The 24,172-nt window shown below is 41.9% G+C and carries 19 protein-coding genes; 10 read left to right on the top strand and 9 right to left on the bottom strand.

Annotation, left to right across the window (positions count from 1 at the left end):
- Positions 1–13 precede the first annotated feature (13 nt).
- A complete protein-coding gene (locus tag SYN7509_RS0206910; protein WP_009634407.1) occupies positions 14–577 on the bottom strand; it encodes an O-acetyl-ADP-ribose deacetylase in 564 nt (187 codons plus the stop codon).
- 119 nt (positions 578–696) lie between these two features.
- On the opposite strand from SYN7509_RS0206910, the gene cobO reads away from it, so the two are divergent.
- Both cobO and SYN7509_RS0206900 read left to right on the top strand, forming a co-directional pair.
- Positions 697–1,344: a cob(I)yrinic acid a,c-diamide adenosyltransferase gene (gene cobO / locus SYN7509_RS0206905; RefSeq protein WP_028954156.1), complete on the top strand. Its 648-nt coding sequence runs from the start codon at positions 697–699 to the stop codon at positions 1,342–1,344.
- 34 nt (positions 1,345–1,378) lie between these two features.
- The gene (locus SYN7509_RS0206900) at positions 1,379–2,338 is read left to right on the top strand and encodes a M20/M25/M40 family metallo-hydrolase (protein WP_009634409.1); all 960 of its coding nucleotides are present in this window, start codon (positions 1,379–1,381) and stop codon (positions 2,336–2,338) included.
- Between the two features lie 47 nt (positions 2,339–2,385).
- Here SYN7509_RS0206900 and murD read toward each other — a convergent pair whose 3' ends face one another.
- The 3 genes from murD to fabI form a co-directional block, all read right to left on the bottom strand.
- On the bottom strand, positions 2,386–3,750 hold the full coding sequence (gene murD / locus SYN7509_RS0206895) for a UDP-N-acetylmuramoyl-L-alanine--D-glutamate ligase (protein WP_009634410.1): 1,365 nt from the start codon (positions 3,748–3,750) through the stop codon (positions 2,386–2,388).
- Between the two features lie 465 nt (positions 3,751–4,215).
- The gene (hisB, locus tag SYN7509_RS0206885; RefSeq protein WP_009634411.1) at positions 4,216–4,851 is read right to left on the bottom strand and encodes an imidazoleglycerol-phosphate dehydratase HisB; all 636 of its coding nucleotides are present in this window, start codon (positions 4,849–4,851) and stop codon (positions 4,216–4,218) included.
- Between the two features lie 105 nt (positions 4,852–4,956).
- Entirely contained in the window at positions 4,957–5,733 is a 777-nt protein-coding gene (gene fabI / locus SYN7509_RS0206880) for an enoyl-ACP reductase FabI (RefSeq protein ID WP_009634412.1), read from the bottom strand.
- Positions 5,734–6,078: 345 nt separating this feature from the next.
- Between fabI and ntcA the strand changes: the two genes are divergently transcribed.
- The 3 genes from ntcA to SYN7509_RS0206865 all read left to right on the top strand — a co-directional run bounded on the left by ntcA (position 6,079) and on the right by SYN7509_RS0206865 (position 8,851).
- A complete protein-coding gene (gene ntcA, locus SYN7509_RS0206875) occupies positions 6,079–6,750 on the top strand; it encodes a global nitrogen regulator NtcA (protein ID WP_009634413.1) in 672 nt (223 codons plus the stop codon).
- Between the two features lie 97 nt (positions 6,751–6,847).
- Positions 6,848–8,425 carry a DUF3084 domain-containing protein gene (locus tag SYN7509_RS0206870; RefSeq protein ID WP_009634414.1) on the top strand — a complete coding sequence of 526 codons (1,578 nt, stop codon included), beginning with the start codon at positions 6,848–6,850 and terminating at the stop codon, positions 8,423–8,425.
- Positions 8,426–8,440: 15 nt separating this feature from the next.
- On the top strand, positions 8,441–8,851 hold the full coding sequence (locus tag SYN7509_RS0206865; protein WP_009634415.1) for a pre-16S rRNA-processing nuclease YqgF: 411 nt from the start codon (positions 8,441–8,443) through the stop codon (positions 8,849–8,851).
- On the opposite strand, the gene SYN7509_RS0206860 is transcribed toward SYN7509_RS0206865, so the two are convergent.
- Complete coding sequence (locus SYN7509_RS0206860) at positions 8,829–9,077, bottom strand: DUF3146 family protein (RefSeq protein WP_227501481.1); 249 nt, start codon at positions 9,075–9,077, stop codon at positions 8,829–8,831. The genes SYN7509_RS0206865 and SYN7509_RS0206860 overlap by 23 nt on opposite strands.
- A 232-nt stretch (positions 9,078–9,309) precedes the next feature.
- On the opposite strand from SYN7509_RS0206860, the gene SYN7509_RS0206855 reads away from it, so the two are divergent.
- Positions 9,310–10,779 (top strand): GTP-binding protein, encoded by a 1,470-nt coding sequence (locus SYN7509_RS0206855; protein ID WP_009634417.1) that lies wholly within the window; start codon positions 9,310–9,312, stop codon positions 10,777–10,779.
- A 34-nt stretch (positions 10,780–10,813) separates the two neighbouring features.
- On the opposite strand, the gene SYN7509_RS0206850 is transcribed toward SYN7509_RS0206855, so the two are convergent.
- Positions 10,814–12,562, bottom strand: coding sequence for a mechanosensitive ion channel (locus SYN7509_RS0206850; protein WP_009634418.1), 1,749 nt, complete (start codon positions 12,560–12,562; stop codon positions 10,814–10,816).
- Between the two features lie 260 nt (positions 12,563–12,822).
- Here SYN7509_RS0206850 and SYN7509_RS0206845 point away from each other — a divergent pair, with 260 nt between their 5' ends.
- Complete coding sequence (locus tag SYN7509_RS0206845; RefSeq protein ID WP_009634419.1) at positions 12,823–13,263, top strand: SRPBCC family protein; 441 nt, start codon at positions 12,823–12,825, stop codon at positions 13,261–13,263.
- A 20-nt stretch (positions 13,264–13,283) separates the two neighbouring features.
- Here SYN7509_RS0206845 and SYN7509_RS0206840 read toward each other — a convergent pair whose 3' ends face one another.
- From SYN7509_RS0206840 to SYN7509_RS0206830, 3 genes are read right to left on the bottom strand one after another with little or no spacing between them, the layout of a single operon-like run.
- Positions 13,284–15,851 (bottom strand): polynucleotide kinase-phosphatase, encoded by a 2,568-nt coding sequence (locus SYN7509_RS0206840; protein ID WP_009634420.1) that lies wholly within the window; start codon positions 15,849–15,851, stop codon positions 13,284–13,286.
- A 6-nt stretch (positions 15,852–15,857) separates the two neighbouring features.
- Positions 15,858–16,613 (bottom strand): nucleotidyltransferase domain-containing protein, encoded by a 756-nt coding sequence (locus tag SYN7509_RS0206835; protein ID WP_009634421.1) that lies wholly within the window; start codon positions 16,611–16,613, stop codon positions 15,858–15,860.
- A 56-nt stretch (positions 16,614–16,669) separates the two neighbouring features.
- Positions 16,670–18,043: a 3' terminal RNA ribose 2'-O-methyltransferase Hen1 gene (locus tag SYN7509_RS0206830; RefSeq protein ID WP_009634422.1), complete on the bottom strand. Its 1,374-nt coding sequence runs from the start codon at positions 18,041–18,043 to the stop codon at positions 16,670–16,672.
- Positions 18,044–18,310: 267 nt separating this feature from the next.
- Between SYN7509_RS0206830 and glyS the strand changes: the two genes are divergently transcribed.
- From glyS to SYN7509_RS0206815, 3 genes are all read left to right on the top strand, one after another.
- Positions 18,311–20,461: a glycine--tRNA ligase subunit beta gene (gene glyS, locus SYN7509_RS0206825; RefSeq protein ID WP_009634423.1), complete on the top strand. Its 2,151-nt coding sequence runs from the start codon at positions 18,311–18,313 to the stop codon at positions 20,459–20,461.
- A 553-nt stretch (positions 20,462–21,014) separates the two neighbouring features.
- Entirely contained in the window at positions 21,015–22,451 is a 1,437-nt protein-coding gene (locus SYN7509_RS0206820) for a folate/biopterin family MFS transporter (protein ID WP_009634424.1), read from the top strand.
- Complete coding sequence (locus SYN7509_RS0206815) at positions 22,444–23,970, top strand: carotenoid oxygenase family protein (RefSeq protein WP_432205680.1); 1,527 nt, start codon at positions 22,444–22,446, stop codon at positions 23,968–23,970. The genes SYN7509_RS0206820 and SYN7509_RS0206815 overlap by 8 nt, the downstream gene beginning before the upstream one ends.
- Positions 23,971–24,172: the final 202 nt, after the last annotated feature.

The following is a 24,172-nucleotide window of genomic DNA, read 5'->3' as shown; positions in this document are numbered from 1 at the left end:
CGTCGATCTAAATTTAGCCATTTTCGGCAAGGTTTTTCACGGCTTCTAGGTAACAATCGTAAGAATCTTTGCTAAAGCACACTAAAATTACTCGTTCTAGATGGTTATTAGCGGCTAAAAATGTTTGAATTTCGGTAACAGCAATATTTGCGGCTCTTTTTACTGGAAACTTATATACACCCGTGCTAATTGCCGGAAATGCGACTTCCTTAATTTGATACTCTTTGGTTAGTTCTAAACTGCGGCGATAACAACTAGCTAATAAATCATCTTCTTGAAAAGCTTTGGGCGAGGCAGAGCCACACCCCAAACTTTCCGCTTCGCCTTTTTTGCCACCAGTCCAAACGGGCCCAACGGTATGAATTACCCATTTAGCAGGAAGTTTGTAGCCTTTGGTAATTTTAGCGTCACCCGTAGCGCAGCCTTTTAACTTACGACATTCTTGCAATAGTTCTGCTCCGGCGGCGCGATGAATAGCACCATCAACACCACCACCGCCTAGTAAAAAGTTGTTGGCGGCGTTGACTATGGCATCTATTTTTAAGGTTGTGATGTCCTTTTGAATAACGGTTATCATCTTTTCATCCCACACACGCGATCGCCTTCACCAATAATATATAACGTTGTAGGAGCGCAATGCATTGCGCCCCTACAGTTTCAAATTACAATTTTGGTAGTAATACTTGCCAAAAACTGATGCAAACTAATTCTCTAGAAGATGTAGCGGGATCGAACTCCTTAACGCTGACTGAAGAACAATATCAAAGCAAGATGCAGAGGCGCAAAGAAGTACAACAAGAGCGCGTAGCCAAAGCTTCCCAAGAAAAAGGTTTAATTATTGTCAATACAGGCAATGGTAAGGGTAAAACTACCGCCGCTTTAGGAATGGTGTTGCGGAGTTTGGGCCATGGTTATAAAGTAGCGATCGTCCAGTTTATTAAGGGCGCTTGGGAGCCGGCGGAAAAAGCTGTATTTGCTATGTGGACTGAACAATTAGAGTTTCACGCTATGGGTGAAGGCTTTACTTGGGAAACTCAAGACAGAAACCGCGATATTGAAAAAGCTGGGGAAGCTTGGCAAACGGCTTTAACTTTTATCCGCAATCCTGACTATAAATTGGTGCTGCTAGATGAGGTAAATGTGGCGCTAAAACTGGGCTATTTGCAAGTGGAGGAAGTTTTAGCGGGTTTAGAGGAAAAGCCTGGAGATAGTCACTTAATCCTAACTGGGAGAGGCGCTCCGGCGGCGCTAATTGAACGCGCCGACTTAGTTACAGAAATGACGCTGATTAAGCATCCATTCCGGGAACAAGGGGTAAAAGCTCAACCGGGGATTGAATTCTAGTTGTTATGCTAGAAAAAGTGCGATCGCACTATTCATGAGTAAACTAATCCTCTTTTTACTCTTACTACTTCTAGGTATGGGTTTAGTTAGTAGTAAGTTCTTTGTTGCTCCTAAACCTATAACTGCACCGATTGAGATTAAGCAAGAAGTAGTTACACCCCCTGTACTTTCTACCCCACAAGTATCTAAAACTCGCTTATTTACTCACCTAGAAAATTTACAGGGCGATCGCTCTACTAATCAAAACCGCCAAGTTGCCCGTAACTATATTACTACCTCGCTAAAAAACCTCGGTTGGTCGCCGAACTTACAAAGTTTTGTCGATGGAATAAATATTGTTGCCGAACGTTCGGGAAAAATCCCTAATGCTGGCACAATTATTGTTGCTGCTCATTACGATACTGTCCCCGGTTCTCCTGGTGCGGATGATAATGCAACTGGGGTTGCAACTTTACTCGAAATTGCCCGAATTTTTAATAATCTCTCTACACCCCAAACTTTAAAGTTAGTTTTCTTTGACTCCGAAGAAATCGGTTTGCGTGGAAGTTTGGCATTTACGGCAAATATTGCAAATTTAGCTAACCTAAACGGTGTTGTAGTTATGGATATGATTGGGTTTGGTTGCTATACTCCCAATTGTCAGAAGTACCCGCCAGGATTGCCAGCAATTGTACAACGCGATCGCGGTGATTTTTTAGCAGTAGTCGGCGATGCGGAACACTTGCAACTATTAAAGGCTTTTACCAGCACCAAACTACCTGTAATTACTTTACCGATTCCGCTTAAAGGTTTATTTACACCAGATGTTTTACGCAGCGATCACGCACCCTTTTGGTATCAAGGAATTGGCGCGGTTTTGGTTACAGATACGGCAAATTTGCGATCGCCTCATTACCATCAACTAAGCGACACCGTAGCAAATATTGATCGCTCTTTTTTTACAGGTGCGGCGCAAGTTGTGGTTAATGCGATTCATAGATTATTGGTAAGTTAATCCCGAAATCATAGGGACGCAATGCTTTGCGCCCCTTACAAATCCTCTTAAAGCGCCAAACATAGTTGACGAAAATCATCGCCGCGTTGCTCGAAGTTTTGGTATTGGTCGAAACTTGCACAAGCAGGAGATAGTAAAACTACGTTAGCGTTATGTTGTGGTGCTAACTCTGCTGCTTTAGTTACTGCTTTATCCATTGTTTCGACAATTTGACAATGAGTGTAACCCTCTTGCTGCAAACGTTCAGCGAATTGTGTTGCTGCATTCCCAATTAATAACACCGCCGCCGCCTTAGCTTTAATTGCTGCAATCCATTTATCGTCATCACCTGCTTTAGCTTCGCCACCAGCAATTAAAATAGCTTTACCATCAATAGCAGATAATCCAACTTCTGCCGCATCGTAATTAGTGGCTTTGCTGTCGTTAATAAAGTCTATACCTTGCCAAGTACAGATAGGTTCTAAGCGATGGGGAACTCCAGGAAAATTAGCTATAGCTAATGCGATCGCATTATTATCAATTCCCGCCAATTTCGCCGCCGCTACAGCCATCAACAGGTTTTGCCAGTTATGTTTTCCTCCCATCCGCAAAGCCGATACTTCAACAATTTGTTCGCCGCCAGATACTACCCAGCCAGCCTCTATATAAGCGCCAAACTCTTGATTTCCAATTACATACTTTTTACCTCTAATGCTCGTCCAACACGCTGAAGAATGCCCAAAACTAGCCCCTAAATTGCTTAAATACTCGTCATCCCCATTAAAAATTTGGTTTTCCGATTGCTTAAGTAAATGAGCTTTTATCTCAAAATAGTTTTCTAACGTTTTGTGGCGGCTAAGATGATCGGGTGTAAAAGTTGTCCAAACGCCGATTTTTGGCGCAATACTTGCCGATGATTCGATTTGATAGCTACTAAATTCTGCTATTACCCAATCGGGAGTAGTACCATTATTTCTTGCTTCTAGCGCCAATTCGCAAGCCGCATAACCAATATTTCCGCAAGCAGGAGCATTAAAACCCGCCGCTTGAAATATAGCGGCGATTAGTGCGGTAGTTGTGGTTTTACCATTTGTACCCGTAATTCCCACCCAAACAGAGGCATTTAAAACCCGCCAGGCAAGTTCCATCTCGCCAATGGTTTCAATGGCTCTTTCGCGTGCTTCAATCAAAATAGGCGCATCCCAAGGCACGCCAGGACTCACAACAATGATTTTTGGTAAGTCGCCATCCTCTAAACTTAGGGAGTAATTCAGCTTAACTGTGATTCCTTCGGTGGCTAATTCTGCTTGCTGTTTTTGGAGAGTTTCATTAACAGCGCGATCGCTTATAACTACATTCCAACCATCACCCTTTAACAACCTGGCGGCGGCAACCCCTGACTTTCCCAGTCCAATTATATGAGCCGTATTCATCTTTCGGTAGTCCTAAACAAGTAATGATAAATTGTAGTAATGTACGCGGGATCAAATAGCACAAACATAATTGTCTAGCTTTTATAAAAGGACGAAACTTCTCTAACTAAAAGTGAACTCCGTTGAAGGAGCGTGCAGTTAAATGGTTCCATCAAATTGATTAAACCAATAGGTTTATTAACAACTTAATACCGCAAGTTAGGTCTAATCTTCTCCTAAGCAGACCAAACCCCCTATTTTTGCTTTGTGCTTGAGTCATAGGTTAATGGTGTTGTGACTGATATTAAAGATTTCACTCACCTCATACTTTTTGCGATCGCTCTTTTCATCGCCTCTATTTGATTGGCAATTCCGCCAACATGGGGTGAACTATTGCCTCTACTCCTACGGCTAGAAGTAGTATTATCGAAAGCGCGATCGCCAGCAAGACCTGATACACCATCTTTATCAATCTTTGCCTAGACGTTACAACACTCCTTTGGAGCTTGGAATTGCCCCGTTACGTCGGGGATCTATTTCTATTGCTAGGCGCAAGCTACGCGCAAATGCTTTAAATGTTGCTTCGATAATATGGTGAGAATTAATGCCGTCGAGTTGCCTAATATGCAACGTCATTTGACTATGATTGACGATCGCTACAAAAAATTCTCTCACTAATTGCGTGTCGTAAGTTCCTACTCTTTGCGTGGGAATCTGCAAGCCATAACTTAAATGCGGTCTTCCGGAAAAATCTAACGCTACTTGGATTAAAGCCTCGTCCAAGGGCGCAAGAAAGTTCCCAAAACGCACAATTCCTTGGCGATCGCCTAATGCTTTCCCTAATGCTTGTCCTAAAGTGATACCAACATCTTCATTGGTATGGTGATCGTCTATTTCTAAATCCCCTGTCGCTTGCACGTCTAAATCAATTAATCCGTGCGAGGCGATTTGATTGAGCATATGGTCTAAAAAAGGTACGCCGGTCGCTGTATTGCATTTTCCCGTACCGTCTAAATTAACACTAACTTCTATGTCGGTTTCTTTGGTGGTGCGACGAATAGAAGCCGTGCGGGTAGGGATATTGGCTAGAGAAGATAAAATTTGGGGGTTTCTTGTCTGCATAAAACTAACTTAAAAACTATCTATATATTCAATTCTTGACTGAAGATGCTAGTTTTGCCACAATCTCCTAGGAAGACGTTTCATCAAAACGTCTCTACATTATTCCTACATTCCCATAATTTCGTAGCCCGCATCTACATACAAAATTTGCCCGGTAATGCCACTCGCTAAATCGCTACACAAAAACGCCGCCGCGTTTCCGACTTCTAGCTGCGTTACCGTGCGCCGCAAGGGGGCAATTTTTTCTACGTGATGAATCATATCCAAAATTCCCCCAACGGCGGAAGAAGCTAAAGTTCTAATCGGCCCGGCGGAAATTCCATTAACGCGAATGTTTTGCTCTCCTAATTCGGCGGCTAAGTAACGCACGCTCATTTCTAACCCAGCTTTTGCTACCCCCATGACGTTGTAGTTGGGAATTGCTCTAACTCCTCCCAAATAGGTCAGCGTGACAATACTACCGCCTTCAGTCATTAAAGGTTTCGCCGCACCGCTTAACTGTGTCAAAGAATAGGTACTAATTTCTAAGGCTTGATTAAAACCCGCTCTTGAAGTATTACTAAAGCCGCCCGTTAGGTCTTCTTTGTTGGCAAAAGCTAGACAATGAATGAGGATATCTAATTTGCCCCATTTAGAAGCGACTTCTTCAAACATTTCTTTGATCTGCTCGTCACTTTGGACGTTACACGGTACAAACAAGCTGGGATTAAGGGGTTTTACAAGTTCTGCTACTTTATTTTCCATTTTGCCGCGTTCGTCGGGCAAATAGCTAATCCCAATATTTGCTCCGGCTTTATGGAGTTGTTGGGCAATTCCCCAAGCAATCGAGCGATTGTTAGCAATTCCAGTTACTAAGGCGTTTTTTCCAGTCAAATCGAGCATAAACTATAAGTTTTAATTTAAAAATATTCCATTTAGGAGCATACCCGAATTTGGTCATCAAACAAAAAACGCTATCGCTCTTAACTATTTTTGGCGTTACTGTAAAGTGTGATAATTCTTCCCAACGTTTGCAACTTGTCCTATCTCACTCTCTTTCCTCCCAATTACCAATTACCAATTACCAATTACCCATTAGCCAACCCCCTATTTTTTCAAAGTAATTCTCTCTTAAAAATTATGTAGTCAACAATACAAAAAAACCATTTAAAGTCATATTAAGTAGTGTAGTGATACAAAACTGCGGAGTTTTTTGGATCGCGCGAAGGATGTTTGTTAGGCAAAAAGATGATCGTAATGCAAGATAGACCGTTAGCGGCGGTATTTCGTCAAATAGGAACTGGCTCGTTTCCCCCAGTTGTGGAAATGTTTGAACGGGGTAAAACGATATTTTTTCCAGGCGATCCAGCAGAACGAGTTTATTTTCTGCTCAAGGGCGCAGTAAAACTTTCTAGGGTTTATGAAGCTGGAGAAGAAATTACCGTAGCACTGCTTAGAGAAAATAGCGTGTTTGGCGTACTTTCGCTACTGACAGGACAACGTTCGGATAGATTCTATCATGCGGTGGCTTTTACTCCTGTAGAGCTACTTTCCGCACCCATTGAACAAGTAGAGCAATCGCTAAAAAGCAATCCAGAATTGTCGATGTTGATGCTTAAAGGCTTGTCATCGCGGATTTTGCAAACAGAAATGATGATTGAAACTTTGGCGCACCGCGATATGGGTTCGAGGCTAGTAAGTTTTTTACTAATTTTGTGCCGAGATTTTGGTATTCCCACCTCTGAAGGAATTACTATTGACCTTAAGTTATCTCATCAAGCGATCGCTGAAGCTATTGGTTCTACTCGCGTGACTGTAACTCGGCTCCTTGGAGATTTGCGGACTGACGAAATGATTTCTATTCACAAAAAAAAGATTACTCTCCACAATCCAGTAGCTTTGAGTCAGCAATTTACCTAAAAAAGCTTCTCCCGCTCCCCATAAATTCTAAGAAGCCACCAAAATTTAAGCGGTTGAAGTAGGCTGTATTTGAGTGGGCAAAGGTGGACGGCGGAAAATGACTACCGGAATAATCCTAATTGTAGCAATTTTGATTTTGGGAGGTGTAATCGCGACGGTAGGCGATCGCATTGGCACGCGAGTAGGCAAAGCTCGACTAAGCTTGTTTAAACTGCGTCCACGCAAAACTGCCGTTTTAGTAACTATAGTAACTGGGAGCGCGATCGCTGCTTCAACACTCGGAATTCTATTTGCCGCCGACAAAAGCTTGCGCACGGGAGTATTCCAACTTGAGAGAATTCAAAAAGACCTCAAAACAAAGCGCAAGCAGGTAGAATCTACAACTAAAGAACTAGAAGCTACAAAAATTCAAAAAAGTAATGTAGAAAAGGATTTGCAGCAAGCTAGAACCGAACAAAAAGCCGCAGAGAAAAGGCAAGCCCAAGCCCAAAAACGTTTGCAAGCAACCAATAGATCGTTACAGGCGGTAATTACTAAACAAACTCAAACTCAAGCCCAATTAAGCCGTACTCAAGTTAAACAGGCACAAACTCAAGCCCAACTAAGCCGCAACCAAACCCAGCTAAGTCAAATTACCAGTAGATTTCTGGATGCTAGGGCTTTACTGCAAACAGTCTCTCAGCAAGCAAAGACTTTACAAGCAGAAATTCAAAAACTTCAAAACGAACGCCAACAAATCGGTAAGCAGTTAGCAGAAGTCAGAAGTCAAATTGCTGATCGCGATGAGGCGATTGCTAATCTAGATCAAGAAATAGTCAATCGCGATCGCGATTTGCAACAGCGCGATCGCGTAATTGCCGGTAGAGAAGTTCGCCTCAAACAATTAGAGAGTCAAAGAGAATTTCTCGAACAAGAAGTCGCAAAGCTTGAAGGTTATTATCAAGATTATCAAGTTTTGCGCCAGGGAAATGTAGCCCTAGAAAGCGGTAGCGTTTTGGCTACGGGTGTAGTTCGCATTCAGCAACCAAAAGCCGCGCGTCAAGCTATTGAGCAACTATTGCGCGAAGCCAATCGCGTCGCCATAGAATCAACCCAGCCCGGTACAAACCCCGAAAATGAACTCGCTGTACAAATATCTAAAGCCCAAGTTGAAAAGGTAATTGCCCAAATTGACGATGGTAGAGATTATGTCGTGCGAGTTATTTCGGCGGGAAATTACCTTTTAGGAGAAAAAAACGTCCAAGCAGCGATCAATATCGCTGTAAATGAAGTAATTTTTTCTAAAGGTGACGTATTGGCCGCAATTCCAACCAATCCCTCGATTACAGGTCAAGAAATCCGCCAAAAAGTAGGGTTATTGCTGAGTGCGACAAAATTTCGCGCCCGTCGTGCAGGTATATTAGGCGATGCGATTGAAATTGGCGATGGTAGGTTAGAAACTCTAGTTAGCTTTATTGAGCAAGTCAGGCAGTATAATCAGCCGGTAGAAATTAAAGCTATTGCCGCCGAAGATATATATACAGCAGGGCCTTCGCAAGTGCAATTAGTGGCAGTTAAAGACGGGCAAGTGGTTTTTGGCACTAGAAGGTTAGTAGGCAACCAATTAAGAGATGCGCTCACTCCTAAGCTTACAAAAGCACGTAGGGCAACAACGAAGGCACAAAATAAACTATAAACCAGGATAAAAATTATGATTTTGGGCTTCGATCCCGGTCGAGATAAGTGCGGCTTGGCGGTGATGGGACAAGATTTGCAATTGCATTACCATCAAGTTGTGTTAGCCTTGGAGGCGATCGCCTCTATGAAGGCGCTCCTACAAAAATTTCCTATATCTATTGTCGTCATGGGCGATCGCACTACCTCTAAACAATGGCAAAAACAACTTAAAGAAGTATTACCCGCAACTATGACGCTTGTGATGGTGGACGAACACAATAGTACCTTAGAAGCCCGCGACTTCTACTGGCAAATGTACCCGCCCCAAGGCTTAACAAAACTTGTCCCCCAAGGTCTAAGAGAGCCACCAAGACCGATAGATGACTTAGTTGCCATATTATTAATCGAAAGATACTTAAAAGCTACAAATCAGCGCGAATCGTAAAGTCATAGTCTCCCCCAGCTTCTAGCTGATAATCCCGTTGCTCTAAAAAACGACCCAAGGGTTCTTTGATTAAAGCGCGACCAGAGGAAGGTTTTACAGACAACTCTCCCCGCCGAAAACACCATTGAAATTGCCATTCAAATTCTCCCGCTTTAACATCTCCTTCAAGTAAGCCTTTTTGCCAAGATTGGCGGGTAATCCTGACAAAGGCAGTTGTTTCTGGCAAAGGTTTCCTACTCACGATAAATAATGATTGCTTTTCAATTTATTAATTATTACTAGAAGCCGCCTTTCTAGACAAAAGTACAAAGACATAGGGTAATGAGCGACCATTGCCTTAAGTCTCAGACTATCGGTTGATATTGAAGCTAAAATTTTGGCGCTGTTATTACTATTTTGCCCAATTAAATCGCTAGGATCGAAAAGCAAAAGATAACCTATTTTTAGGAGCGCGATCCTTGAGCGACAACTTGCCTGAATCTAAGCCTCCTGTGTCGGATGCTTCTATAGATGCTGATTTAGATAATGCAATTTGGAGTTTTGGAGATATTCAGGCGCAGTTGAATTACAAACTAGCCCAAACAGCGCTAAGAGACATGATTGATAAGCTGGACTTAACGCCTCAAGAGCGCCGCCCTTTAGAATCCGAAATCGCTCAACTAGAAACTATGCTCGACAATTTAGAGCGCCAAGTAGTACAAATTGCCGCGTTTGGGATGGTAGGGAGGGGTAAGTCTTCGTTGCTCAATGCTTTATTGGGGCAAAAAGTATTTGAAACCGGGGCTTTGCATGGTGTGACTCGTACCGCAGCCAAAGCCGCTTGGAAAATTGACGAGCAACTTATTGGCGATAGCGATTCTCGCACCGTAAAGGTGACTTTACCTGGAGCTAGTAATTCTCAAGTTGAATTAATTGACACTCCAGGTTTGGATGAAGTAGACGGCGAAACCCGCGCTTTGCTGGCTAAAGATATCGCTCAACAAACCGATCTAATTTTGTTTGTGATTGCTGGAGATATGACGAAAGTAGAGCATGAAGCTTTATCGCAATTGCGAAATGCTGGTAAGCCGATTTTGCTTGTATTTAACAAAATCGACCAGTATCCCCAAGCTGATCGCCTGGCAATCTATCATAAAATCCGCGATGAACGAGTAAAAGAATTACTTTCGCCCGATGAAATTGTCATGGCGGCGAGTTCTCCTTTAGTTGCTAAAGCCGTTATGCGTCCTGATGGTAGCCGTTTTGTGCAGCGCAGTTTGGGAGTACCGCAAATTGAGGAGATGAAGCTAAAGATTTTAGAAATCCTGCATAAAGAAGGTAAAGCTTTAGTTGCTCTCAATACGATGCTTTACGCTGATGATGTTAGCGATCGCCTAGTAGTGCGAAAATTAGAAATTAGAGAAATTAGCGCTAATAAATTGATTTGGCGAGGAGTTATGACGAAATCATTAGCGGTTTCTCTTAACCCCGTTACAGTGATTGATCTCTTTAGTGGCGCAGTTATTGACGTAACTTTAATCTTGACTTTATCTAAGTTATACGGCATTGAGATGACAAAAACCGGGGCGATCGCGTTGCTCCAAAAAATCGCCTTGAGTATGGGCGGAATTAGCGCCAGTGAACTATTAGCAAATTTAGGTTTAAGTTCTCTAAAAAGTTTGCTGGGGTTGTCTACAACTGCTACTGGGGGCATTACCTTGGGCGCTTATATGTCTGTAGCGGTAACGCAAGCGGCGGTAGCTGGGGTTTCTACTTATGGGATTGGACAAGTAGCTAAAGTTTATTTAGCAAAGGGCGCATCTTGGGGGACAGAAAGCCCAAAAGTTGTAGTTAGCCGGATTTTAGAATCTTTAGATGAAGCTTCTATTATGAATCGCATCAAAGGCGAAATAGCGGCTAAGTTGGGAATTGCCGCAGTAAGTAAGTAGAGACGTTGCAATGCAACGTCTCTACTCCTCGATCTTAAACTCGTGGTGGCTGATTACGTTGCTGTTTAAAAGACTCTAGTAATTCTCTAGTTTGTTCTTTAGCAATTTCGCGTCCACCTAAACCGAAAGCCAGTGCCAAAGCTACCGCTAAAGCACCAAGTAGCAAGCCAAAGGCAAGATTGACAATATCACTGGCAATCCCGATTTGATTTAGTGCTAAAGCTGATACAAAAGCAATAATGGCAATTCGGGCAACTTGTGCCAATATTTGCGCTTGGCGATCGCCGGAACTTGTAATAATATTGAATACTAAATTCGCCAAAAATAAACCAACGCCAAATACTACCAATCCTGATAGGATTTTTCCTAGTATCAGCACCAATCCGCCTACTAGCGTTGTAAGGGCAGGAATATTTAAAATATTCACGGCGGCTAGAGTGGCAAATAGCATAATTCCTACTAAGGTAATAATGCCTACAAGCTCTGAGGGAGTTCTAGTTACCAACTGTTGGGCGGCGGTTGTTTCGGGCTGAAGTCTGGTTTGCGATCCGGTGGTTGGTGCTGGGATTACCGCCGGAGGTGGTACAACTCTTTGTCTAGTGGGTGCTGGCAATCCTAGCACTGAGAAAATGTTGTTAAACCCCAAACTTGTGAGGATGCTTGTAACTAAGTCTGCCAAAAAACGCCCGATAAAGTATGCAGCAATCAAAATCAATGCGGCGGTAAAAATTCCTGGTAAAGCATTGAGAATTTGTTGCAACATGGCGATCGCTGGCACAGAAATCGCCTCAATTTGTAAAGCATTGAGCGCTGCGATCGCTACTGGAATCAAAATCAATACGTAAGTAATTGTGCCAATAATCCCCGACAGGGTTTGTCCTCCCGCCGTTCGACGCAAGCCGAACCTTTCCCCAGCGCCGTCGATTCCGGTAGTTGCTAGTAAGTTGGTAACAATCCGGCGCACTACTTGTGCCAATAACCAACCCACACCCGCAATTAGCACGGCGGCTAAAATATTGGGCAAAATTGAGAGAATTTCACTAACTAGGTTTTGTACAGGCTGTAACGCTTGCTGCAAACCTAAAGTATCTAAAATTGGAATCAAAAATAGTAAGAAGATGAACCAGTATAGGGCATTGCCGATCGTATCGCTAAGAGATAATTGATTTGGCGCTGGAGTCGTCCCCGCAGGCTGTTGATTTACGCGCTCATCTAACCTTGCTGCTTGCAATCCCCGTGTAGTTATCAGCTTAACTACCGTTGCTACTAACCAAGCAACACCTAGAAATATTAATGCCCCCAATAATTTTGGTAAAAATCCGGTTACTTGATTGAGGAAAGTACCAAGTGGTCTTGAGACTACTTCTAGCTGTAGTGTTTGTAAAACCGCTACAACCGTAAATAAGATAACAATCCAAAAAACAATACTACCGATTAATTCTTCAACTTTGGGCAAGTCACCGCGATCGCCATGACCCATTACACTAGCAGCAATGCGATTATCAATCGTAGTACGATTCAGAAGTCCTTTAATTATTGCCTTGGCAATAAAGGCAATAACTAAGCCCACAAACAAAATTGCTACGGCAGCAAGTATGTTTGGAATAAATGCTATTAGCTGTTGAACAATATTTTGGGCGTAATTAACACTATTTGCTACTGCTTCCCTTGGTTGAATCGGATCTATTCCTGGCGCTGGCGTAATTTGCGCTACAAATTGTTGGGTCTTTATTGATACATTCATACTCATATTAGGTATGATTTCCGGCAAATTTATATTCATGAGTTTTTTAAATTAAGATTACACACCACTGGAAAAAATACTTTCATTGTTTTTACAAATAACTCCTTACGTTGACCAGTAATACAGCACAATATGTCTCTATACAGAGTTATAATGAAAAAGATAGTTGCACATCTATCTTTGTAGATAATTACAGTTAAAAACTAAGTTGTTTAATAGTTTTTGGTAATTGGGAATACTTAATGAAAAACCTTTCTAACATTTATTACTAAAAATCTAAATAATTTTATTAAGTGGCTATGTCATCTCAGCAGTTTGTTCAATCAATTGAAATTAATGCTAGTCCCCAGGTAGTAGAGCATTGTATAAGAAGCCGCTTATTAATGCACAAATGGCTTAACCCGTTACTAAAATGCGAACCTGTGGACGAATGGAGTACCGAAGTAGGCAGTCGCAGCAAGTTTATAATTAAGATTCCGATAATTAAACCAACCCTTGAAGCGGTAGTTAAAGAACAAAAACCCGGCTTAATTGTGTGGGAATTTACAGGGTTTTTTCAAGGATGCGACTTTTGGGAATACAAACCAACATTACAAGGGACACTGTTAGTCAATACTTTTAAGTTTGAAATTCCTAACCCCATGATTCGCTGGGGTTTTAATGTATTTGCGGCTTCTTTAACAAAAATGGATATGAGAAGTCAATTGCAACGGCTTAAAAGTGTCGCTGAAACCCAGTAAGGGCGCAAAGCATTGCGCCCTTACAAACGCGGATCTACAGGTTCGCTTTCTAATGCCAAAACTCCAAAAACACATTCATGGACGCGGCGCAAAGGTTCTTTTTTAGTAAAACGCTCTAACGATTCCATTCCCAAAGCAAACTCTCGCAGTGCTAAAGAGCGCTTTCTAGATAAACCACGCGATCGCAATCTTTCTAAATTCTCTGGTAATGTATATTCTGCGCCGTAAATAATCCGCAAGTATTCCTTCCCTCTACATTTAACGGCAGGTTGGACTAAAGTGCGATCGCGAAGCGGGCGCTCTGCGCCATCGCCTTTACGGGTAAAATCTAACGGTTTAACTACAATTCCCTCTCCACCAATGCTAGTAAGTTCTTCCCACCAAGCAACCCCAGTAGCAGTGTCATTGACATCTACTAGCTTATAAGCTGTTGCTAATAATAATTCGGGTTCGGCTTTGCATATTTGCGCCAAGGTTTCCATATGCCAAACATGAGTTTTATCGTTGTGAACTTCTCCTTCGGTTGCCAAAATATGAAAAGGTGCAAGTTTCAAGTCTGCTAACGATTCTACTTGCCAGCAATAACGCCGATAAGCTTCAACATATTGCACCGCCATCTCTGCACGATTTTGATAATGAGTTAAGAATGTCTCCATTCCATTTATGCGTTTAGCTGCCATTTCCAGGGCTGCCACTGCCTGATTGAGAGAAGAATTAGCCGCACTACCCACCGCCGCATATTGACGCTGTAAAAGCTCCTGAGCCTTGGCTGACCAGGGCATTAATTCGCAGTCTAGACATACCCAATTTGTATTGAATTGTTCCCAAAAACCAGATATTTCTAAAGCATTTTGCACCTTCGCCAGCATTTGAGTTTCAAGTTCAGCATCGCTAAAAAACCTCCTTCCGGTGCGGGTGTAGCAAATTCCGATACCTTCACCCGTTACCCCAAAACGCTCTCTTGCGGTTTCTTCATTGCGACAAACAATTACTATCGCGCGAGAACCCATGTGTTTTTCTTCGCAAATAACTTGAGAAACTCCTTGGTTTTGGTAGTAACTAAAAGCTTGGGATGGATGTTCGAGTAAACCTTCCTGCTTGGAGGTTTCGCAGGGTGACATAGTGGGGGGAAGATAGATTAGCCATTTGGGATTAGCTGCAAAACGACTCATAACTTCCAAGGCTGCGATCGCATTTTCTGCCCTAATACTAATTCTGCCATGCAAACGAGTCTCAATAATCCGCTTACCCAACACATCGTCTATATCTAAAACATTGTCTAACTGTTGTTGAGTAGTTAGTAAGTCTTCTGTAGGCAAAAATGGCTTAGTTGACTCGCAATAAACCTGTTGTGCAGTAACCGATATTAACTCTTTTTCTGGGTAACGTAAGGCCGTTAACTTACCACCATAGACACAGCCTGTATCTATATCAATCGTACCATTGAGCCATTGCGCTTCTACTACTGGAGTATGCCCATAAACAACGATCGCTTTTCCTCTATATTCTGCTGACCAATCGTAGCGCACAGGCAGCCCAAAATCATCTGTTTCCCCGGTAGTTTCGCCATACAAAGCAAAATCCCTAACTCTACCCGAACCCCGTCCTTGCAAGGCTTCTTTCATCCCTGCATGAGCTACAACTAAGTTACCGTCATCTAGAACATAGTGGCTAATGAGAGAATCGAGAAATTTGACTGTTTCTTGCGAAAAGAGTTGGCGCTTATCATCGGGTAAAGCATCAATTTCCGCGAGAGTTTTATCTAATCCGTGCGTAACTTTGACATTTTTGCCTTGCAATTTCCGCATCAATTTCATGTCATGATTGCCGGGAACGCATAAAGCCGTACCTGCTACCACCATATTTTGCACCAGCGCCAAAGTATCTAAAATCCGGTTTCCTCTATCTACCAAATCGCCTAAAAACAGCGCTTTTCTACCTTGAGGATGGAAATAATGGTTTTGTGGTGATACTTCGTAGCCTAGCTTTTGTAATAGCGCTTCTAATTCATCACAACAGCCGTGTATATCGCCAATAATATCAAAGGGGCCATGCTCAGTTTTGCGGTTATTCCACAATGGTTGGAGGTGAATGCTAACGGCTTCTATATCTTCTACAGAATTTAGAATGTAGCTATAACGGAAACCTTCGCGTTTGAGATGTTTGAGACTTTGGCGCATTGCTTCCCGTTGTCTTTTTATCACATGAATGCCAAAATTTCGATCTGGGCGGTGCTGATTGCGATCGCTACAAAGGTATTCTGGTAAATTAAGGGCGATCGCTACAGGCAAACAATGATATTCTTTCGCTAACTCTAATAAGTGTTTTCGGTCTTCTTTTTGGACATTAGTAGCATCAACAACTGTCAACTTTCCGGCGGCTAATCTTTTGGCGGCGATATAGTGGACAACAGCAAAAGCATCTTTACTAACTGCTTGATTATTCTCATCATCGCAAATCAATCCTCGGCAAAAATCGGATGATATAACTTCTGTAGGTTTAAAGTGTTTTTTAGCAAAGCTAGACTTTCCAGCGCCAGAAGCGCCGATGAGGACAACTAAAGATAGTTCGGGTATGGTAATTTTCATATTTTCTTACTGTAAAAACTGGAATCTGATCCGAATAAGCAAATCGTTTAACTCATCTTTGCAATTGGGAGTTTCTGGCAAATTACTATTTTGACTAGCCTCTTTTAATTCACTACATAAACGCTCGTATTCTTGCTGATGAAATATTAAATCAATATTTGATAATACTGCTTTTTCCGCTCCTGATATTTTACAAGCAATTAAGTCAGCGAGATAAGTCAAGTTAAACATTTTATTTAACTCTAATAAATTGGTTTCTAAAGTGCCTGTCTTCATTAAATAAATGCCTGTTAGCAATACTCGATAAATGTACAGTAAAGGTTTAATTTTTGGTAGATTTTGTTTAGAAAAAAGCTGCCATTGACTTTGAGCAAAACCTAAGTAATGGTGAACGTGATAACGGGTGATACATTGACGAGCAAGTATTTTTAATTCTTCATGCTCTGGCGTAGTATGTACTATTAAAGGTGAATACAATTGTTCTAAAACATAACCGTTTTTTTTCAACAGCATAGCAAAGAATTTTTTAACATCATGGGTTACTAAATCTAGTTCTAAATCTCTTTGAAATTCAGCAACTTCAATAGTTTCTCTCCCAATATCAAGCCCGATAACTTCTTTAACGGGGAGAATATGAACACCGCGCAAATCGTAATCGGAATCAGAAGACGGAAACCCATACAAATGCGCCCCGCTAACAGTGGCAAAAAGTAACGGATAAGGCTGATTTTTAGCTATTTCAATCAATTGCTGAAAAGGCATAAGCTTATAATTTAACTTTTGAATAAACTTGCAAGTATCAGGATTTTTTAGGTAAATTATTTATTAAATACCGCCATTTGTGTCGGCGCTCCTACTTCTGCATCTTCATCACCTATAGGCAAAAATTGCACTGAATAATTATATTTTTCTGCTACTTTATTTCCCCATTGTTGAAACTCTAAGCGCGTCCATTCAAATCTATGATCTTTGTGGCGCAGTTTTCCCGCAGGTAAAGTGTCAAACTTGACGTTGTACTCTACATTTGGTGTTGTTACAACTACCATATTGGGTTTTGCAAATTCAAAAAGTACGCGCTCAAAAGTCGCCAGACGCGCTATATCTAAATGCTCGATTACTTCTACTACCGTTGCTGCATCGTACCCACACAACCGTTTATCGCGGTAAGTAAGCGATCCTTGTAATAGTTTAATGCGATCGCGCTGCATACTCGGCATACGTTCTAAATGCAGTCTTTCTGTAGCAATTTCCAAAGCCCGATGAGATACATCTACCCCGACAATTTCCTTAAAACTTTTGTCTATTAATAGCTCTTTTAACAGCTTGCCCTCACCGCACCCCAAATCTATTACTTTTGCCGCTCCATGCTGCTTTAACACCCCTAAAACTGCTGCTAAACGTTGTTTGTTAAGGCTAATGCGTTCCTCAACTACGGCTTCTTCTTGTTCGTGTTGCTCGGTATTATCAATATTATCTTCTACTAATTGTGTCAAAGCCGAACGAACTAAGCGCCCTTGGCGTTTTAAATAACGTTTAGCAATTAAATTTTGTTCGGGATGCTTGGCTAACCAACCTTCGCCATGACGCAGCAATTTATTAACTTCATCTTCTCCTACCCAGTAGTGTTTCTCATCGTCCAAAACGGGAATCAAAACGTAGAGATGCGATAAAAGCTCTTGTAAAGGGATAGTATGATGCAGTTCGATGTTGTAGTAATAACTTTCGCCCCACTGGGGAAACTTAGCATCTAAAATAGTGCGATCGCACTTTATCGTATAACCTAAAGGTGCAAACAAGCTCTGCAATAAAGCTTCACCACCACGAGAAGGGACAGTAGTAAGCTTTGCAATTAAAGGTATTGGTATTTGCGTAAGTTCGGGTTTATCTTTGCAACGTCCAGCCAAAGCACTCCCAAATACTTGAGAAATCGCTACACTCAAAAATGATGATGCCACATAAGGGCGATCGTTTACATATTGCTCTAACCCTTCGTTGCCCTTCTTTCTTACCAATCCTACCGGATCTACATCTAAAAGCAAAGCCGCCATACAACTATCGCTACTTGCTTCCGGGTAAAATACGTGAGCTTGACCGAAAGACAAACTAAAAGACTGTAATTTATCTGGGTGTTTGTGCAACAAATAGCCTAAATCGGTTGCAGGTTTATGGGTAGTTGCGATCGTTAGGAGCATTTGGCAAAAATAATACTTTAACCTCAGTATTTAATGTAGCTTAAATACTACAAAAACACTACAAATATAAATTGCTTTACTGTCTTCATACCTAAGAGAGAATTTGAGATCGTACTTTAACTATTGTGGGATCTCGCCTTTGTGCCATCTAGAAGGCAATCATCTATTTTTCCGGTAAAACTGCAACATAAGCAAAGACTTTTAACTTGTCCTCTAAGCGCGTCTGCCATTACAGGTAAACTATTTTAATTAGCTATTAAACTTTATATGTCTGATTTTTTATTAGAAGTTGGTACAGAAGAACTACCCGCAAGCTTTGTTGCGGATGCGTTGCAGCAATGGCGCGTACTTATTCCCCAAAGTTTGACTCAAAATAGTCTTGCTACTCAATCAGTGGAAGTTTACGCTACTCCTCGACGGTTGGCGGTATTAGTTACAGGTTTGCCAACTAAACAACCAAATCGAGAAAGTGAGGTTAAAGGGCCACCATCGGGAGCGGCTTTTATTGATGGTAAACCAACTCCCGCCGCTTTAGGTTTTGCCAAAAAGCAGGGTGTAGAAGTAGAAGCATTAGAAATTCGGGCTACAGATAAGGGGGATTTTGTCTTTACTCGTCAAACTATCCCCGGACGAGAAACGTCGGAAATATTAGCAGAAATTGCGACTGGGTGGATATTACAGCTAGAAGGTAAAAGGTTTATGCGTTGGGGAGATGGCGATTTGAAGTTTCCCCGCCGGATTGAAAGATTAGTTGCTTTGCTTGATGATACAGTATTGCCCATTGAGTTAGTTAACGGTTCAGAGACAATAAAAAGCGATCGCACAACTTCCGGTCATCGCGTCTTACATCCAAAACCTGTAACTCTAAACAATGCTAGTGATTATGTTAGTAGTTTGCGATCGGCATTTGTCGATGTAGACGAAAAAGAACGTACTACTAAAATTCAAGAACAAGTTGATTCGGCGGCGCGAAATTTGGGCGGTCATTTAGCTAATTATCCAGAATTATTAGCAGAAGTTACAAATTTAGTCGAATGGTCTTCCGCCGTTGTGGGGAAGTTTGACGAAGAATTTTTACATTTACCACCGGAAGTAATTACAACGGTAATGGTGACTCATCAGCGTTATTTTCCAGTTTTTAAAGCCGTTAGCGGGAATTTGTCAGGAGTCAGCGCCAATAAAACCCAATCGGTTGATACTTTATTACCTTATTTTATTACCGTTTCTAATGGCGATCCGCTTAAAAGCGATATTATTGCTGCGGGAAATGAAAGAGTTATTCGCGCTAGGTTAGCCGATGGTCAGTTTTTCTATAATGCCGATTTAGCCAAGCCTTTAGACAGTTATTTGCCAAAGCTGGAAAAGGTGACGTTTCAAGAAGATTTAGGCTCGGTTAGAGATAAAGTAGATCGCATAGTTAGGATTACTCAGTTAATTAACAAGCAATTAAACGCACCAGAAAGTCAAGAGATTGAACGCGCAGCTTTGTTGTGTAAAGCCGATTTAGTTACCCAAATGGTGTATGAATTCCCTGAATTGCAGGGAATAATGGGACAAAAGTATGCTTTAGCAAGTGGAGAATCCGCCGCCGTAGCTACAGCTATTGAAGAGCATTATTTACCTAGAAACGCTGGGGATATAATGCCACAATCCTTACCTGGTCAAGTTGTGGGGATTGCAGACAGGTTAGATACTTTAGTTAGTATATTTGGACTAGGGATGTTACCAACGGGTTCATCAGATCCTTTTGCTTTGCGCCGTGCAGCTAATGCCATTGTTAATATTATTTGGATGGCAAACTTACCAATTAACTTAGATGCGTTGCTACAACAAGTTGCCAGCGATGAAACTAAGGTACAGTTACAAGAGTTTTTTATCCAAAGAATCCGCAACCAATTACAAGATGAGCGCGCCATTGACTACGATTTAGTAAACGCCGCTTGCAATGAAAATGACGCAGAATATAACTTGCGTGCATTAACAGATTTATTGGATGTACGAAACCGCGCTCTATTTTTACAAACTATCCGCAACAATCGCACCTTAGAGAAAATCTACGAAACTGTCAACCGTTCTACTCGTTTAGCTGTACAAGGTAACTTAGATACAAACCAATTAAACCCCGCAGGAGTTGTAAACCCAGATTTGTTTCAAAAGTCCTCAGAATCGGCTTTTTATGAGGGTTTGGTGCAATTAGTACCGCAAACTCAAGCTGCAAAGCGCGATCGCAATTATCAACAATTAGTTGAAGCCATTGGTGAGATTGCGCCAACAGTCAGTAAGTTTTTTGACGGGGAAGATAGCGTACTTGTGATGGATAATGACCCAGATATTAAACAAAACCGCTTGAATTTATTGGGTTTACTAAGAAATCACTCCCGCGTTTTAGGAGATTTTGGAGCGATCGTTAAAGGGTAGAAAAATCTATAGTGCTAAAAGTGTAATCAATAGCACATTGTTCTATAGACCCCTAGTAACGAAAGCCACATACATTTTGCTGTGTGATTGACATCCTCCCTAACCCACAAAGATGCTGAGGTTAGGGATTCCTAAGCCAGGCTAAAGCCTCGCTGCGCCAACACAATTTAGGTTTTTGCTTCTTTCCAAATGTGGATATTTCGCAACTGTTTCTATGCTTAAAAAGCACTTTCTGGTGTTAGGTTCGCTCTACAGACTTAGACTTCCAGCTCCCGCAAGCCCTGCGGTAATTGGCGAGAGAAGTTTTTGTTTTTAACTGCTTCCGACTCAATCATGAGTCGACTTTAATTTTTGTAAAAAAGTTTGTAAGTTTCCGGAAAAGTGTTTCGCTTCTTTGAAGATTAGGTATCGTGGGTTTAGAGCTTTATACTACTCGCGCTCCTATTTGATTGGCTCAAAATGGCGTAGCAGATAGATATAGTTCTTTTAGCAGTGGTTTTCGATTAGGTTAGATATGATATAAAAGTCGATAATTCTTAAAAAATATTAATCAATGCTGATTTCCTCCTCTGGCTTGTCCAAGGTCAAAGACTCAGTAAAAGAAAAAATTTTCTTCGGTCAACAACCAAGCACCGAGTTAATCGCCATTCTTACTGTATATTTTGTTCAAGGTATTTTAGGATTAGCGCGGTTAGCCGTTAGCTTCTTTCTCAAAGACGAACTAGGCTTAAGTCCTGCTAACGTATCTGCCTTATTTGGGATTGTCGCCTTACCTTGGATTATCAAGCCCCTATTTGGCTTCTTGTCGGATGGATTGCCAATATTTGGTTATCGGCGGCGACCTTATTTAGTATTATCAGGAATCATTGGTACAGTGTCCTGGATTGCTTTAGCCACCGTTGTACACTCTCCCATTGCGGCAACTTGTGCGATCGCTCTTGGTTCTCTATCGGTTGCCATTAGCGATGTAATTGTAGATTCACTGGTAGTAGAAAGAGCTAGAGTAGAATCCCAAGCAGAAGCTGGATCTTTGCAAGCGCTTTGTTGGGGTACTACGGCGGTAGGTAGCTTAATTACGGCTTACTTTAGCGGCTTACTTCTGGAGCATTTCACAACCCGCACAGTATTTGGGATTACCGCCTTATTTCCCCTAATTGTTTCCGCCGCCGCCTGGTTTATCTCCGAAGTACCAGTACAAAAAGTAACCGAATCAGTCAACCACAACTGGTTAACCGTTAAAGATCAAATTAAACAACTGCGCCAAGCCATTTCCCAAAAATCAATTTGCCTACCTACCGCCTTTGTATTTATTTGGCAAGCTACCCCTACGGCGGACGCGGCGTTTTTCTTCTTCACCACCAACGAATTAGGGTTTCCACCAGAATTTTTAGGTAGAGTGCGCCTAGTTACAAGTATTGCCTCTATAGTCGGGATTTGGATATTTCAGCGTTTCCTCAAAACTGTACCTTTTCGAGTTATTTTCGGCTGGAGTACCTTGTTGTCGGCAGTTTTGGGTATGACTATGCTGCTGCTTGTAACTCATGCTAACCGCAATTTGGGTATAGGCGATCGCTGGTTTAGTTTGGGTGATAGCTTAGTGCTTACAGTAATGGGACAAATTGCCTATATGCCTGTCTTAGTATTAGCTGCGCGTTTGTGTCCCCCCGGAGTCGAAGCAACTTTATTTGCTTTGCTAATGTCCGTCTCTAACCTCGCCTCGATGGTTTCCTACCAACTAGGAGCAGGCTTAATGCACCTACTAGGTATAGCTCAAAACAACTTTGACAACTTATGGATTTTGGTAATTATCGCCAATCTTTCAACCTTGTTACCACTACCTTTCCTTAACTGGCTACCGGACAAAGAAGCCTCCCCAGCCTTACCCAGTGAAGCAATCTCCACTCACCAAAAGGGTATTATCCCTGAGTGGATGCCTGAATTTGTCCCCAAAGACTTAATGAAAGAGCCAGTAAACGAATCTATTGATTAGCAATCTACCTTTACCTATGCAACTCCACGAAAGAGCCTCTACCGTCCCCCTCAACTCCTACGATCGCCAAGATTGGCAAAAAGGTTACGAATCAGTTACACAAGAACTAGATTACTGGGTAGAAGATATTGAAGGGAAAATTCCCCCCGAACTTAACGGTACTTTATTTCGTAACGGGCCAGGCTTACTAGACGTTAACGGTCATCACATCCACCACCCTTTTGATGGCGACGGGATGATAGCTGCGATCGCATTTTCCAATGGTCGCGCCTATTTCCGCAACTGTTTTATTCGTACTACTGCCTACGTTGAAGAACAAAAAGCCCAAAAAATCCTCTATCGCGGCGTATTTGGTACTCAAAAACCCGGCGGGTGGTTAGCAAATGCTTTTGATTTGCGCCTCAAAAATATTGCCAATACTAACGTTATTTACTGGGGTGATAAACTTCTAGCATTGTGGGAAGCCGCCGATCCTCATCGCCTCGATCCTTATACTCTAGAAACTTTGGGTAAAGAGTCCTTTAACGGTGTATTGGCTGATGGTGAAGCTTTTGCGGCTCATCCCCGCTTCGATCCTCATTCCCAGTTTGACAATAACGAACCAAGCTTAGTCAACTTTTCGATCAAGCCAGGATTATCAACAACTATTACTATTTTTGAACTCAACCCCAAGGGAGAAGTTATTAGACAACACGCTCATAGCGTCCCTGGCTTTGCCTTTATCCACGATTTTGCCATTACCCCCAACTACTGCCTATTTTTCCAAAATCCCGTTGCTTTTAACCCCATTCCTTTTGTTTTGGGAATGCGTGGCGCAGCAGAATGTATCAAGTTTCAACCCCATCAACCAACGCGGATAATTGTGATTCCCCGCGACAGCAAAAAATCCGTCCAGGTGCTGGAAACTCATTCTGGTTTCGTATTCCACCACGCCAATGCTTTTGAGCAAAATAAAGATATTTATATTGATTCTATTTGCTACGAATCATTCCCTGAAGTAGAACCTCAAAGCGATTTTCGTCAGGTTGATTTTGATGCGCTCTCACCTGGTCAATTATGGCGGTTTCATCTAAATTTGAGCGACAAAACCGTATCGCGGGAGCAAATAGAAAGCCGTTGCTGTGAGTTTCCAAGTATTCACCCTCAAAACGTCGGTCGTCCTTATCGCTACTTGTATATGGGTGCAGCCGATGGCGAAGCAGGTAATGCTCCTTTGCAAGCAATCTTAAAAATCGATTTGGAGTCAAAAGAGCGTCAATTGTGGAGTGTAGCTCCTCGTGGCTATGTCAGCGAACCAATTTTTGTCGCCCGTCCTGATGGTAAAAGTGAAGATGATGGCTGGTTGCTGACAATAGTTTATGATTCTGCTCATCATCGCTCAGATGTAGTGATTCTCGATGCTCTGGATTTGCATAAAGGCGCGATCGCTCGACTACACCTCAAGCATCATATCCCCTACGGTTTGCACGGTAGCTTTGCTCCTATATCCTTCGCTCCAACGCTGGAAAATGTAGCTTAAGAATAGCAAAATTCAAGTAATATTACTGAGGCATGGCAAAACTTACTTTTGCCATGCTTGTTTTTATGGGATTCATTATTTGGTAACTTAAAACAATAAGTAAAAAATAATATACGTAGACAGATGTATTACTTGCCTAGAGATAATCCTGTCCAACCTCAGTTAAGGTAAAGAGTTAATTTGTTGTTACTAATTTTTGTCA

Source organism: Synechocystis sp. PCC 7509, from assembly GCF_000332075.2.
Taxonomy (GTDB): Bacteria; Cyanobacteriota; Cyanobacteriia; order Cyanobacteriales; family Chroococcidiopsidaceae; genus Aliterella.
This window is presented reverse-complemented; position numbering and strand designations above follow the sequence as displayed.